The sequence below is a fragment of the Undibacterium sp. TC9W genome (assembly GCF_049339865.1).
Taxonomy (GTDB): Bacteria; Pseudomonadota; Gammaproteobacteria; order Burkholderiales; family Burkholderiaceae_D; genus Undibacterium.
In genome coordinates this window covers 41,113-54,108 of the sequence record NZ_JBMPPJ010000034.1, presented here as the reverse complement: position 1 = coordinate 54,108, position 12,996 = coordinate 41,113, and the positions used below count along the sequence as shown (strand labels likewise).

The 12,996-nt window shown below is 50.4% G+C and carries 12 protein-coding genes; 4 read left to right on the top strand and 8 right to left on the bottom strand.

The window, feature by feature from the left end; genetic code table 11:
• The 4 genes from ACO0LN_RS28615 to ACO0LN_RS28600 all read right to left on the bottom strand — a co-directional run.
• The coding region (locus tag ACO0LN_RS28615) for a DUF4347 domain-containing protein (protein ID WP_422979867.1) at positions 1–3,262 on the bottom strand (3,262 nt) is incomplete at its 3' end.
• Complete coding sequence (locus ACO0LN_RS28610) at positions 3,259–4,107, bottom strand: sulfotransferase family protein (protein WP_422979865.1); 849 nt, start codon at positions 4,105–4,107, stop codon at positions 3,259–3,261. The genes ACO0LN_RS28610 and ACO0LN_RS28615, both read right to left, overlap by 4 nt.
• Before the next feature lie 177 nt (positions 4,108–4,284).
• A complete protein-coding gene (gene cysC, locus ACO0LN_RS28605; RefSeq protein WP_422979863.1) occupies positions 4,285–4,845 on the bottom strand; it encodes an adenylyl-sulfate kinase in 561 nt (186 codons plus the stop codon).
• A 322-nt stretch (positions 4,846–5,167) separates the two neighbouring features.
• Entirely contained in the window at positions 5,168–5,497 is a 330-nt protein-coding gene (locus tag ACO0LN_RS28600) for a DUF6916 family protein (protein WP_422979861.1), read from the bottom strand.
• 89 nt (positions 5,498–5,586) lie between these two features.
• On the opposite strand from ACO0LN_RS28600, the gene ACO0LN_RS28595 reads away from it, so the two are divergent.
• From ACO0LN_RS28595 to ACO0LN_RS28580, 4 genes are all read left to right on the top strand, one after another.
• The gene (locus ACO0LN_RS28595; RefSeq protein WP_422979858.1) at positions 5,587–6,162 is read left to right on the top strand and encodes a GNAT family N-acetyltransferase; all 576 of its coding nucleotides are present in this window, start codon (positions 5,587–5,589) and stop codon (positions 6,160–6,162) included.
• Entirely contained in the window at positions 6,149–6,868 is a 720-nt protein-coding gene (locus tag ACO0LN_RS28590; protein WP_422979856.1) for an aspartyl/asparaginyl beta-hydroxylase domain-containing protein, read from the top strand. The genes ACO0LN_RS28595 and ACO0LN_RS28590 overlap by 14 nt, the downstream gene beginning before the upstream one ends.
• A 2-nt stretch (positions 6,869–6,870) precedes the next feature.
• Entirely contained in the window at positions 6,871–7,914 is a 1,044-nt protein-coding gene (locus ACO0LN_RS28585; RefSeq protein WP_422979854.1) for a sulfotransferase, read from the top strand.
• Positions 7,915–8,117: 203 nt separating this feature from the next.
• Positions 8,118–8,813: a phage tail protein gene (locus ACO0LN_RS28580; protein ID WP_422979852.1), complete on the top strand. Its 696-nt coding sequence runs from the start codon at positions 8,118–8,120 to the stop codon at positions 8,811–8,813.
• Positions 8,814–8,856: 43 nt separating this feature from the next.
• On the opposite strand, the gene prmC is transcribed toward ACO0LN_RS28580, so the two are convergent.
• The 4 genes from prmC to hemA form a co-directional block, all read right to left on the bottom strand.
• Positions 8,857–9,711, bottom strand: coding sequence for a peptide chain release factor N(5)-glutamine methyltransferase (prmC, locus tag ACO0LN_RS28575; RefSeq protein WP_422979850.1), 855 nt, complete (start codon positions 9,709–9,711; stop codon positions 8,857–8,859).
• Positions 9,711–10,217 carry a disulfide bond formation protein B gene (locus ACO0LN_RS28570; protein ID WP_422979849.1) on the bottom strand — a complete coding sequence of 169 codons (507 nt, stop codon included), beginning with the start codon at positions 10,215–10,217 and terminating at the stop codon, positions 9,711–9,713. Before ACO0LN_RS28570 ends, prmC begins: the two co-directional genes overlap by 1 nt.
• A 232-nt stretch (positions 10,218–10,449) precedes the next feature.
• The gene (gene prfA, locus ACO0LN_RS28565) at positions 10,450–11,529 is read right to left on the bottom strand and encodes a peptide chain release factor 1 (protein ID WP_422979847.1); all 1,080 of its coding nucleotides are present in this window, start codon (positions 11,527–11,529) and stop codon (positions 10,450–10,452) included.
• Between the two features lie 111 nt (positions 11,530–11,640).
• Entirely contained in the window at positions 11,641–12,921 is a 1,281-nt protein-coding gene (gene hemA, locus ACO0LN_RS28560; RefSeq protein WP_422979845.1) for a glutamyl-tRNA reductase, read from the bottom strand.
• Between the last annotated feature and the right edge of the window lie 75 nt (positions 12,922–12,996).

Here is a 12,996-nt window from a genome sequence, read left to right as displayed (position 1 = left end):
AACTGCTGGCGGAAGACGTGCCGTTTTTATTGAGAAGGCCATCCACGGCCGCGATATCCGCGCCAGCCAAAGTAAACGTAAAGCTGGTATCGGATGTTACTTCGACGTTGCCTGTAGTGGTCAGCGTGCGGGTGGCGCCGCCTTCACCAGTGATCGTCAACTTGGAAATCGTGACGTCATTCGTGGCACCGATGGTCTTGACCAGATTGGTACCGGTAATGGTGAAGACGTGAGTAGTGCCGTCGTAGGTTGCCGAGGTAATGGTTGGAGCGGTGACATTCGATACTGTCACGCCATTTCCAGTCAGGTCCGCAGTGGTAGCGACTGTTGTATCCCAACCTGCTGCAGCAGCGAGATTAAATGTCGTTGTATCAACTGCCGATGTGCCGTTATTGTTCAGTACACCATTTACCGCGAGCTTGTCAGCAGCGTTCAGGGTCACCGCGAAGGCAGTCGCACTGGTAGCAGTGACGTTGGCCGTTGTCAGCGTATATGATCCAGCCTGGCCAGTGATGGAAAGTTTGGACACATCAATGGTGTCGCCATTAGCCAGATTAGTACCGGTAACCGATAAAATACCTGTGCTCGCATCATAGGTAGCCGATGTAATCGTGGGTGAAGCGACATTCGACACCGTGATGCCGTTGCCTGAAAGATCAGCAATATTGAGCGCAGCATCAGCGCCATTGGCCCAGTCATCTGCTGCTGCCAAGTTGTAAGTCGTGCCACCTGCTGATTGCGTGCCATTATTATTTAGCAGGGTGCGCAAGCCAGCTTTATCGGTAGCCGACAGCACCAAAGTAAAGCTGGTGTCAGAAGTGATCTCGACGTTAGCCGTATCAGTCAGTGCATAGGTGCTACCACCTTGGCCAGTCAGGGTGAATTTATTGGCGATAATATCGTTAGGCGCGCCTGCACGATGGGTAAATCCGGTACCGGTGACTACCAGCGTTCCAGTGCTGGCATCATAAGTGGCTGAGGTGACAACAGGTGCCGCCACCGTGGCGGTTACGCCATTGCCAGTCAAGTCTGCAACTACGACCGCTGCATCAGCACCTGCTGTCCAGTCTTCTGCCGCGGCAACGTTGTATGTTGTGCCACCGGTGGAACTGGTACCATTTTTATTGATGATCTGATTGATGCCGGATTTATCGGTAGCGCTTAAAGTCAGAGTGAAGCTGGTGCTGGAAGATATCTCGACATTTGCAGTATCTGTCAAGGTATAGGTGGCACCGCCCTCACCAGTCAGTGTGAATTTATTGGCAACGATGTCATTGGTAGCACCGTTCAGAGCTTTCAGGCCAGTACCAGTGACGACCAGTGCTCCAGTCGTGGAATTATAGGTAGCTGAAGTGATGGTTGGTACGGCGACATTCGATACTGTGATGCCATTCGTCAGATCCTGGATATTACCCGCAGTGATGACGCTGTTCCAGTCATCTGCGGCAGAAAGATTGTAAGTCGTACCGCTGGTTGAGCTGGTGCCGTTCTTGTTGAATAGGGCTTCAACAAAGCCCACATCCGTTCCGCCAACGGTGATACTGAAACTGGTGGCGCTGTTTATTTCTACATTACCAGTTTGTGCAGCTGAAAGAGTGTACGTTGAACCACCTTCACCCGTAATCGTCAGTGCGCTGACAGTGATATCGTTGGTGCCCCCGATAGTTTTAACCAGGCCGGTGCCGGTGACAGTCAGGATATGGGTGGTGAGGTCATATGTCGCTGAGGTAATGGTGGGTGCGGTGACATTTGAAACAGTCACACCATTGCCAGTGGTATCGGCAGAAGCATTGGCTGTTGAATCCCAGCCTGCAGCACCGGCGATATTGAAAGTCGTGCCGCCGGCAGCAGTAGTGCCATTTTTGTTCAATAATCCGTTAATGGCCAGTTTGTCTGCCGCACTCAGAGTCAATGAGAATGTGGTCGCATTGGTGGCAGTTGTATTGGCAGTGTCTGTAAGCGTGTAAGTGGAGCCCCCTTCGCCAGTCAGAGTCAGTTTGTTGGCGACGATCACATCGTTCGTGACCATGTTCGTACCTGTTACTGTTAGGACTCCTGTACTTGCATCGTAGGCGGCACTGTTTATGGATGTAGTCGGTTGTATGTTGGCAAGAACAATGTCATCGAAACTGACATAACGTACCTTGTTACCGTTCGATGTTGCAGTCATGACAATTTTGGTAACGCCATTCATACCACTAAAAGTGAGAGCCGTTTGTGTGCCGTTAGCGCCTGCAATCGACTTGTTGTTCGTCGCAACCAGGGTATTACTCGCGTTATATCCTTTGAATACTAAGTCCTGAGACAGGCTCTGGGTAATTAATACAATAGAAGTTGCATCAAACTGTTGGCCAGTTTGGAAAGAAAAAGTAATAGAGCTCTCGGTCCCGGCATCGTAGTAATCGGTTGTAATGTAGCCGGAGGGATCTCTGGAAATATCTTTTACTGTCCCGTCAATCTTGAATAAATAGGCTGAATTACCGTTTACCTGGTAAATGACGTCGTTCACTCCACTTGCAGCACCACCTGCAACACCGCCTGGGCTCCCTGGGGCATTGAAGTTTGCTCCGGTACCAAAATTCAGCGTTGCCGAAGCAATATTCAGTACATTGTGGTAGAGCGCTGCCAACTGTGGATTTCCAACCGAACTTGCTTCAATACTGCCACTGTTGACCTCAAGATCCCAATTGGCATTAAATGGCTTACCACCAGTCAAGTCATTCGATGCCGCAATATCGGCACCCGTCATGACAGCCAACTGGTCAATAAACGTTTTTCCCTGATTGGCACCAATATCGCAACCATACAGAAGGATGTCGCCGTCCTTGCTTAGAGAGTCACCGATGATTTTCAGTTCTGCCGCATGGCTTCCCAAACTGGACTGATCAAGTATTAGCCCCCCCAGATTGACCGATGCTTCCTTGCCGTGAGAAATCAAATGCAAGGCATCTACATCTTTGCGACCAGCAAGGATGTCAGCCATTTGCTTGAGACCGTCTTTGCTGGAATCCAGAATATGTATTTCCCGACCATTCCCTATGCCTTTGAGCAGCGTATCCATGTCGCGCACGTTGTCTTCGACGAAGACAATTTCTACCCGTCCAGCTGCCGGTGGCGCTGAAGGGACGCTGGAATTGGCTGGTGCAGTCAGTATCTCCAGGGCTGCAGCTTCAAATGTGGGCACTTCTGGTCGCTCGGTAGCACCATTGTTAATGCTCAGGATATCGAATTCAGTTTGTTTGTTGATGATTGAGTTGTTCATGATTCGTTTTCTTTCACATTTAACTTGGGAGCAATGACATTTGCTGCACTACCACTAGGGTCAGACCAGAACGTCAGTTTCGAGTATTTGTCAAATAAATCAGGGGGGAGGACGGTACGTCTTTCAGTAAATTCAACTTTTGGTTTTACCCTGTGAAGGCCAGGCGCACCGATTTGCAAGTCAAACTCTGGTGCGTCGTATTCCAGTGTTTCAAAATCGTGCTGGAAATAAGGTTCATCGATGAACTGGTACAACAGTCGCATGATTTTTTCTGGTGCTTGAGCCAGCAAGTCGTAGTCAATCACCAGCAGAGATTTTGCATGTTCCCCGTAAAAGGCTTCTCGTAATCCTGCCCACGAATAGCCAACCATTTGGTCATGTTGAGCGAGACCTTCACAGCGTTGATAGACAGTGCTGCGCGACATATTGCCACCAAATAGTTTGCTGTTCTCATAAGGGTTACTACGAAATTGGCGCTCTATACTATCCATGACCCAGCCAACATTACGCACGCAGGCGATCATTTTTGCACCAGGAAACAAATCCATCAACAGAGGCAACTTGGCGCTCCACATGCGGTTGGTGTCAAAAATTACGTCTTTGTCCAGATCATTTTTGTAATAGGCATCGAACAGACTCTGCATGATGTCTTTTCGTTGTGTCTGGTTAAGCAGACTGGATACCTCACTTCCCGCACTCATTTGTGCAAGCACAGCATTTACCAGCGCACCAACAGCGCTACTCATCCCCGCCTGGAAGCGCGGATTCTGACGCAAGATGGCTGCCAATAAGGTTGAGCCTGAACGTGGTAAGCCTGAAATGAAATGATATTTGGTTAGTGACATGAAATAGTTGTATCTAACTGAAAATGGTATTAACGCAATTAATATTAAAATGCTTATCGGCTAGATAATTGAAAAATTAATTAACTTAATGTAAGCCCGTAAGCTCAACGTAAGAGTACAAAAAAATCTATGGTCTGATTCGCCAGGACGGGAGTGGGTTTTAATGATTGCCATGAGTCACTTTCGCAAAAATGAAGTCAGTTGAACAATTGCATCTGCTAGGTCTGTTTGACTGGTATCTATCACGCATTCGGCAGAAATTGGTGCCTCGTACGGCGCAGAAACGCCAGTGAGTTGCAGAGCCGGGTTTTGTTTTGCTTTGGCGTACCAGCCCTTGGGATCGCGTTGCTGGCAAATGTGCAGAGGTGTCGATATATAGGCTTCTACAAATTTGTCGTGGCCTATGACGCCGCGTGCCAGCGCCCGCCCACGCATGCTGGGAGAAACCAGAGCGACGATGGCAGAAATACCATTCAGGTTGAGCAGGCGGGCCATCTCAGCCGTCCTGCGGCCTTGCTCTTCACGGTCAGTAAGGCTAAAGCCCAGGTCCTTTGACAAACCCTGCCTTATTTCATCACCATCAAGCACGCATACTGCAATAGATTGTTCGCGTAGATGCCTGGCTAGGTTTTGCGCAAGTGTTGTTTTCCCCGCACCGGGCAGCCCACTTAGCCACCAGGTTTTGACATTGTTTGCAGCAGGTTCTGCACTGCTTTCCGTTTGATTACTTCCAGGCATCCGCACACCACCGATAAGCTAAAAAAATCGGGACTAAGCAGAAACCCGATACGTAACAAATCAAAAATCCAGGGCTGAATAAAGGGTACTGCCATTGCATTATCGCCGCCAATCAGTTGGATCGCTGATATTTCTGATTTGCAATTTATCTTGATAAATCAAGAAGATAAATGATTAAGTGTTAAAAAATTAACTGCAATATTAACATCGAAAACTTTTTTTGCGTGCAAATGTAACAAAAAATCTGCTAATTAATTAAGCAATTTAGATGAAAAATTTGAATGCCACAGATACAAGCTTAAAAAATCTTGCCGCAGTGAAATCAATTGAAGAAAACCTGGTAATAAACGCAGGTTCCACCGTCCTCATGCGGGCGTTGATATTGCCCCTTGGCATGGTCAGCCAGGGTAGGTGCGACAGTCCAGACGTGTCTGCCCAAGGCAGGGTGTTCAACAAAATAATTATCTTGTGCCAGTGGCTGTGTGGAAGATCCTGCGAATATCAACAGCAGTGGGGTGCGAAAATTATCAGGCACGCCACGGCGTGGACGTTCTTCTGCTTCAACGAGTTCGAGGTGAATAATGCCATTCGAGGTTTCGAGTTGAAATTTGTTGCCGATGAGGGGGTGTACTTGTTCTAGGCTGATGGTCATGATCAAAGTTGTGAAAAGTTTCACTTGCAAGAAAACACAAGCATAGGCAGGATAATATGCATGTTATTTTAACCAGCTTGGGAGTGCTTGTGTATAAATTACCTGCTGCGCTTGCATTGCGTGAAGTGCATGAAGACGATCAGGGGTTTCTGGATGTACTGTACGCCAGCCGCCGTGAAGACTTGCGACAAATGCCCATGGACGCTGCCTTCATCGCGCAAATGATCAAAATGCAACAGCATGTGCAAATGGAGGGTGTCAGGATGAATTATCCTGATGCCATGCATAGGATGATTGAGCGCGCTGGTCAGGCTGTAGGGCGCGTCATTCTCAATGCAGGCAGTGATGATATGCGCCTGATCGATATTGCGATTATTCCTTCAGTGCAACGCCAAGGTATCGCCAGGACTATTTTGCAGGCAATACAGGCCGATGCACAAGGCCAGGGAAAGGGTGTCAGCCTTGCTGTTGAACAAACCAATTTTGCAGCGCGCGGCCTGTATTTACAACTGGGATTTGTTGCCATAAGTGCTGATGCCCTGTTTGAACAAATGCACTGGCGTTCACAGGCAGCCGCAGAGGAGCAAGCCCTGATCGATTTATTGCCAGCCACCACCCTCGCTCACAAGATCACACAACAAGGGCAGTTTGATGCTACAGCCTAGCCGTTATCTGAAGTTGCCCTTCAGTTTTGATTTAGTTCGCTTGCGCGCCGAACTGCATCAGCTCGAAGCCTCAGATTGGATTAGTCATTTCAATACCAATGCCTACGTCAACAACTGGACCTGCCTGCCCTTGCGCGCGGTGGATGGCCGTATTGATCACATCATGCCTGTGAATGAAGGCAATTTTCAGGATACGGTACTCATGCGAAGTTGCCCTTATTTACGGGAAGTGGTTGATACGTTTCAATGTGACAAAACATCTGTGCGCCTGATGTCGCTGGAGGCTGGCGGTATTATCAAAGAGCACAGGGACGATGGTACTTCGCTGGAGGATGGGATTACCCGTCTGCATGTACCTATCACCACGACACCCGACGTGCTGTTCACCATCGATGGTGAAGAAGTGCATTTTTCTGCTGGTGATACCTGGTATCTGAACGCCGCTTGCCTGCATGGCGTGGTGAATCCGGGCAGCCAGGCACGGGTGCATTTGATGCTCGATTGCGTCAGTAACGACTGGCTGGAGCAAGTGTTTCTGGAGGCTGGCTGGATTGCCAGACCAAAACCAAAATATGATGACCCGGCCATTCATGACGGCAATGTACAGGAAGTGATCGCCATGCTGCGTGCCACGGGGCAAAGTGCGGGTCTCCAAATTGCCAGCCGGCTTGAAGCAATCCGGCTCGGACAGGCATCAGCGGGTTGAGTATGCAAATTAATCGCATAGGTATTAAAGCCGGTTTTGTGGCCGAAGAAAGAGCTTTGTTGCGCGGCCAGCAGATCAATGAAGGTGATTTGCCTTCGATGCTGGGCTGGTACCCGGTAGCAATTGATGCTGTGACGGGAAATGTGTGCTGGCGTAATTTGGGACAAGCGCGGTTTCTGGAGTCGTTTTTTCTCGACACACTGAACCAGCAAAGCCGCGAGCAAAGGCAAGTTTGCCACACACCGATAGAATGCTTGCCTGAGCAACTTGCATGCATGCCGCAGGTGGCACCCACGGCTTTTATTTTCCATGTGTCACGCTGCGGTTCTACCTTGCTGACGCAGATGCTGGCATCGCTGCCACAGTGCATCGTGATGTCGGAGCCACCTGTCATTGATGCATTTTTTCGCTATTGCCACCACCAACCTGAAGCAGAAAATGCGATACCTGTTTTCCAGGCCTTGATCGCCGCTCTGGGACAAAGACGGCGTGACGAAGAGACTCATTTTTTTATCAAATTTGATAGCTGGCATTTGCCCTGGCTACCCTTTGTGCGCAAGGCCTATCCTGCCATCCCTATCATTTTTTTATACCGTGAACCGCAGGCTGTGCTTGCTTCGCACCAGCGTCAACGTGGCCCGCAGATGATACCTGGCTTGCTCGATACGTCCCGGCTCAAACCCGGTGTATCTGGCTTTCCTGCCGCAGATTTTGATGCCTATGCTGCTAGTATGCTGCACAGCATGTATTGCGCAGGGCTGGAACATGCTGAGGCTGAAGATTTGCTCCTGTTGAATTATCAGCAATTACCTGAGGTGGTTTGGTCAGATTTGCTGAGCCTTTTTCAACTTGATTGCGATGAGCAATTAGTCGAGAAACTGAAACAGCGATCAAGCTTGCATTCAAAACACCGGCACATCAGTTTTACCGGCGATCCTCAACCCAGCGGTCTCTTACCAGTAAAGCCAGGTTCAGATTTTGCAGACCTCTGCGAGCAAAAGTATAGTCAACTAGAGCAATTGCGTGCGAAAGTTAAAATTTGTTAACTGATGCAGCGATGAAAAATTTGCAGTGTATTTTTTGCATAAGGGTTGTAGAATTGGTTTGCTTTTTTTGAAATTGCTTGTTTGTTTGCATATTAAAGCCATTGATGAAAGCCCTGAATTCAACTCTCTGGTGAAGGGGTGGATACAGAAGAGACTAGACAGCACAATCCCTATTTAAACGATAACTTGAATTGGAGTATGCAATGGATGCATTTATGGGTACCGTATTGGCCGTTGGCTTTAACTATCCTCCTCGTGGCTGGCTGTTCTGCAATGGGCAAACAGTGCCTATTCAACAGAATTCAGCCATGTTTGCCTTGTTGGGCACCATGTATGGTGGCGACGGCCAAAATACATTTGGCATCCCTGATTTGCGTGGTCGTGTAGTCGTTGGCTCACAAGCACAAGGCCCAGGTTTGGCCAATGTTGTACAGGGTGAAAAAGGGGGCAACAATAATGCGACAGTGATCTCTAATGGCACAGCCACGATCTCCTTGAACACAACCAATTTGCCTCAGCACAATCATACTGTTTCGATAAGTGGTACTAGTTTTGGCGCGACATCCGTGCTGAATGCGACAAGTAGCGGACCAGCGTCACCTGCATCAGGCGGAACAGCTCCATCTGCAAATGCGGCACTTTGCAACACTGGCACAGGTGGTACTGCCGGTGCAGTCTATTTGCCAACAACTGGCGATGCAACAAATTTGGTACCTCTGAACACAAAGAGCGTGGTGACAACATTGACGGGTACTGCAGCCGTTAATTCAGGTAATACTGGGGCAGGCACGCCATTGACAGTGCCTGTTGTATCTAGCGCTACTATCTCCAACATGCAACCTTATCTGGGTTTGAACTACATCATCGCGATGGAAGGTATCTTCCCATCCAGGAACTAAGTTTCCCCTTCCTGATAAAAAATGGCGCAGTCTGCGCCATTTTTTATGTCTGTTTTGATGTCAGTGCCAGTAGTTTTCCGCCTGATACCCGCTCTATTCCTGCCAGGTCCCTCCAGCTTTGTACTTCGGTAAATCGGGCTTTTATCAATAAGCCCCGCACTGATTCTGCCTGATCGTAACCATGTTCCAGCAAGATCCAGCCATCTGCCAGCAAGTGCAAATGTGCCTCGCCTATGATGTGGCGATAGGCTGATAAGCCATCAGCATGATCCGTCAGCGCATCAAGCGGTTCAAAGCGTAAATCACCTTGTTGTAAATGGGCATCATTTTCTATGATGTAAGGCGGGTTGCTGACGATGGTCTGGAATTTTTTATCTACCAGTGCTGCGTACCAATTGCTGCAAAAAAATTCCACTATATTTGCGGGCAGATGTCGCCTGGCATTTTCCTGGGCGACTGCTAATGCAGCGGGGCTGACATCCAGGGCTGTGACTTGCAAGTCTGGTCTTTGGTGGGCAATTGCCACGGCAATGGCACCAGAGCCAGTGCCCATGTCCAGCAGCCTGGAATTGGCTGGCGCATATTGCAGTGCCAGTTCCACCAGCAATTCTGTATCGGGGCGTGGGATGAGTACGGCAGGTGTGACGTGAAAATTCAAACCAAAGAATTCTCGCTCCTGCAGTATGTAGGCGATGGGTTCGCCTTTTATGCGACGGCTAAATAACTCTTGCACGATGGCGAGTTGTTCAGCAACGAGTACAAGTTCAGACTGGGTGATCAGTTGTATGCGCGTCAGGCCCAGCCCGTGCATGAGCAGCAGGCGGGTGTCTATCCGTTCGAGCGGGCTGCTGTTTTCACAGGCAGCCAGGGTGATGCCGGGCTGTAGCCAGTCCAGCATCAGCGTGAGGGGCCAAACATGCCGCGCTTGGTTTTTTGATTACGTATCAGCAGTACCAACAGCGTCAGGCTAAATAATATAAAAAATATGCCTGCCCATGCTGGCAGTGACAAGCCCAGGGTAGGTGGATAAGGTGTTTCGCACAGGCCGTCAGCCCTGAACATGGCTGGCCACCATTGCGCCAGGAAAAAACTATTCAAGCCAGTTTCCAGCGGATCAATGCCGCAGGACAGGGCAGGGTGCTCAAGTATCCAGAAATGCTTGCCAGCGGCACCCAGACCAATCAAGCCAGACAACAGTGCCAGGCCGGTGGTGATGCGGTGCATGATGCCATCGGTAGCCACCGCAATGAGACAGAAAACCGCGATCAGGGCAAAGGCGTAGCGCTGGAATACGCAATATGGGCAAGGCAGCATTTTTTCCACGATTTGCAAATACATGGCAGCCGCCAGCAAGCCTATGCAGGTAAGGGCAATCGACAGCAAAAGTTTTTTCGACAGATTCATGGTGCACGCGATGAAAGAATTGTTATTGGACGCAATCCTAGCGTTTTAGTTCTGTATCGCAGGATAGTGGCAGCGAGTATCCGACAGTTTCATGCAATTGCGCAATCAAATACTGTTGATTTTACGCGAAAGCTGGTTTTGTCTTATGGATATGCTTATTTGTCATATCTATTAGCCATCTCTGTTTGCATTTTTGTGGGCATTTCTGTCGGCTTTTCTGCCGGCATTCTTATTAATCATCACCGAGCTCAGCCAGCAGTTCGGCCTGATGTTCTGCTACCAGTGCAGTCGTCAACTCTGTCAGTTCACCATCCATGATGAAATCCAGCTTGTACAGGGTCAGGTTGATGCGGTGATCGGTCATGCGGCCTTGTGGATAATTGTAGGTGCGTATGCGCTCACTGCGGTCGCCGGAACCGATCAGGCTCTTGCGGGTGGCGGCTTCCTTGGCCTGTTTCTCACGCAACTGGCCGTCCATGATGCGGGTTGCAAGCACGCGCATGGCTTGTGCCTTGTTTTGATGCTGGCTGCGGCCATCCTGGCATTCGACGACGATGCCGGTAGGGATATGCGTCAGGCGCACGGCGGAGTCAGTCTTGTTGATATGCTGACCACCAGCACCACTGGCGCGGAAGGTGTCTATGCGCAGGTCGGCATTGTTGATGACCACGTCTGCCAGTTCATCGGCCTCGGGCATGACAGCAACAGTACAAGCCGAGGTATGGATGCGGCCCTGGGTTTCTGTTGCCGGTACGCGCTGTACGCGGTGGCCGCCAGATTCAAATTTGAGTTTGGAATATACACCCTGACCAGCCAGGCGCACGATGACTTCTTTATAGCCGCCCAGTTCGGATGGCGATTCCGACATGATCTCTGTCTGCCAGCGATTACGCTCGGCAAAGCGCATATACATGCGTAGCAAGTCGCCAGCGAACAGGGCAGCTTCATCACCACCAGTACCTGCACGTATCTCCATGAGGATGTTGCGGTCATCATTCGGGTCTTTGGGTAGCAGCATTTTTTGCAAATCACTTTCCAGCGTCTGCATGGTGTTTTTGGCGGCTTCGATTTCGTCCTGGGCAAAGGCCTTCATGTCCGGGTCGCTGAGCATGAGTTCGGCTTCGGCGATATCGGCCTGGGCTTGCTTGTAGTTGTTGTACAGGGCGACCAGCGGGTCGAGTTCGGCATGCTCGCGATTCAGTTTGCGATAAGCATCCATGTCATTGGTGGCACCTTCCTGCATGAGCAGGTGGCCAACTTCGTCCAGGCGTTCGGCAAGCTGGTCCAGCTTGTGTAGCATTGATGGTTTCATAATATATTCTTTGACTATAGCTAATGACGCTAATAATGGGGCGGGTCAGGCTGACCCAGAAGAAAGTGCCCGTAAGCGCTTACGCGTACAGGCCAGCAGCGTAGCGTATCGCTAACGCTTGGTGCGGAATAATTGAGGTAACAGCGTTGCCAGGCGGGCGCGTTCATCGCCGCTGGCTTGATGCAAGGCTTGTTGCGGGCCATGCAGGAACTTGGCGGTGATGCCCTTGGACAAGGCTTCGAGGACCGCGTCTATATCATCGCCACGGGCCAGCATCTTGCGTGCACGTTCGAGTTCTATCAGACGCAATTGCTCGCTGCTTTCATGCAAGTCCTGTATCACCGGTACAACAGCACGTCCATCAACCCAGTGCATGAAGGATTGCACGCGGGTTTCTATAATGGCTTCTGCCTGCGCCACCGCAGCCTGGCGACTTTCCAGCCCGGTTTGCACGACAGTGCCAAGATCATCGACAGTGTATAAAAACACGTCATCGAGCTTGGCGACTTCAGGTTCTATATCGCGCGGTACCGCCAGATCGACCATGAAGATGGGGCGGTGCTTGCGCGCCTTGACGACACGTTCTATCAGACCCAGGCCTATGATGGGCAGGGAGGAGGCCGTGCAGGAAACGATGATATCGAATTGCGCCAGTTGCTGCGGCAAGTCTGCCAGGCGTATGGCCTTGCCGCTGAAGCGGTGCGCCAGTGCTTCGCCACGTTCCAGCGTGCGGTTGGCAATGGTGAGCGACTTGGGGTTTTGTGCGGCAAAATGGGTGGCGCAGAGCTCTATCATTTCACCCGCACCGATGAACAGGACATGCTGGTCAGCGATCTTGTCAAAAATACGTTGTGATAATCTGACGGCAGCCGCCGCCATCGAGACACTGTGTGCGCCTATCTCTGTGGTAGTGCGTACTTCCTTCGCGACAGCAAAGCTGCGCTGGAACATCTGGTGCAGATAAGTACCCAGGCCACCGGCTGCTTCTGCCTGGCGCACGGCATCTTTCATTTGCCCCAGGATTTGCGGCTCACCGATGACCATGGAATCCAGGCCAGAGGCCACGCGAAAGGCATGCCTTACCGCATTGTCTTGCGGCAGGGTATACAAATGCGGGCGCAAATCTGTGTAAGACAGCTTATGAAAATCCGCCAGAAAATGCGCGGTAGAATCAATCGCATTGGCACCACTGCAGGCCGCGTACAGTTCGGTACGGTTGCAAGTAGATAAGATTGCTGCCTCGTTGCCATGCCTTGCCACATTGTCATCGCGACCAAACCAGGCACGCGCAGCCACCACCGCCTGAGATATTTGCTCAGGCGAGAAGGCGACCTTTTCGCGCAGGGACAGCGGCGCGGTCGTGTGGTTGAGGCCAACAGCAGACAGTTGCATTGCAATTAAGCTCAATTAAGCTGGGGGAGGATGTAAGGCTCCATTATAACGCTTTGCACCAGCATTTTCCTGAAC

What these genes read in the sequence shown, in the direction of transcription:
- ACO0LN_RS28610 (WP_422979865.1), bottom strand. Translation starts at nt 4,107, where the DNA reads ATGTCACTAACCAAATATCATTTCATTTCAGGCTTACCACGTTCAGGC.
- ACO0LN_RS28580 (WP_422979852.1), top strand. Translation starts at nt 8,118, where the DNA reads ATGGATGCATTTATGGGTACCGTATTGGCCGTTGGCTTTAACTATCCT.
- ACO0LN_RS28570 (WP_422979849.1), bottom strand. Translation starts at nt 10,217, where the DNA reads ATGAATCTGTCGAAAAAACTTTTGCTGTCGATTGCCCTTACCTGCATA.
- prmC (WP_422979850.1), bottom strand. Translation starts at nt 9,711, where the DNA reads ATGCTGGACTGGCTACAGCCCGGCATCACCCTGGCTGCCTGTGAAAAC.
- ACO0LN_RS28590 (WP_422979856.1), top strand. Translation starts at nt 6,149, where the DNA reads ATGCTACAGCCTAGCCGTTATCTGAAGTTGCCCTTCAGTTTTGATTTA.
- ACO0LN_RS28600 (WP_422979861.1), bottom strand. Translation starts at nt 5,497, where the DNA reads ATGACCATCAGCCTAGAACAAGTACACCCCCTCATCGGCAACAAATTT.
- cysC (WP_422979863.1), bottom strand. Translation starts at nt 4,845, where the DNA reads ATGCCTGGAAGTAATCAAACGGAAAGCAGTGCAGAACCTGCTGCAAAC.
- prfA (WP_422979847.1), bottom strand. Translation starts at nt 11,529, where the DNA reads ATGAAACCATCAATGCTACACAAGCTGGACCAGCTTGCCGAACGCCTG.
- ACO0LN_RS28585 (WP_422979854.1), top strand. Translation starts at nt 6,871, where the DNA reads ATGCAAATTAATCGCATAGGTATTAAAGCCGGTTTTGTGGCCGAAGAA.
- hemA (WP_422979845.1), bottom strand. Translation starts at nt 12,921, where the DNA reads ATGCAACTGTCTGCTGTTGGCCTCAACCACACGACCGCGCCGCTGTCC.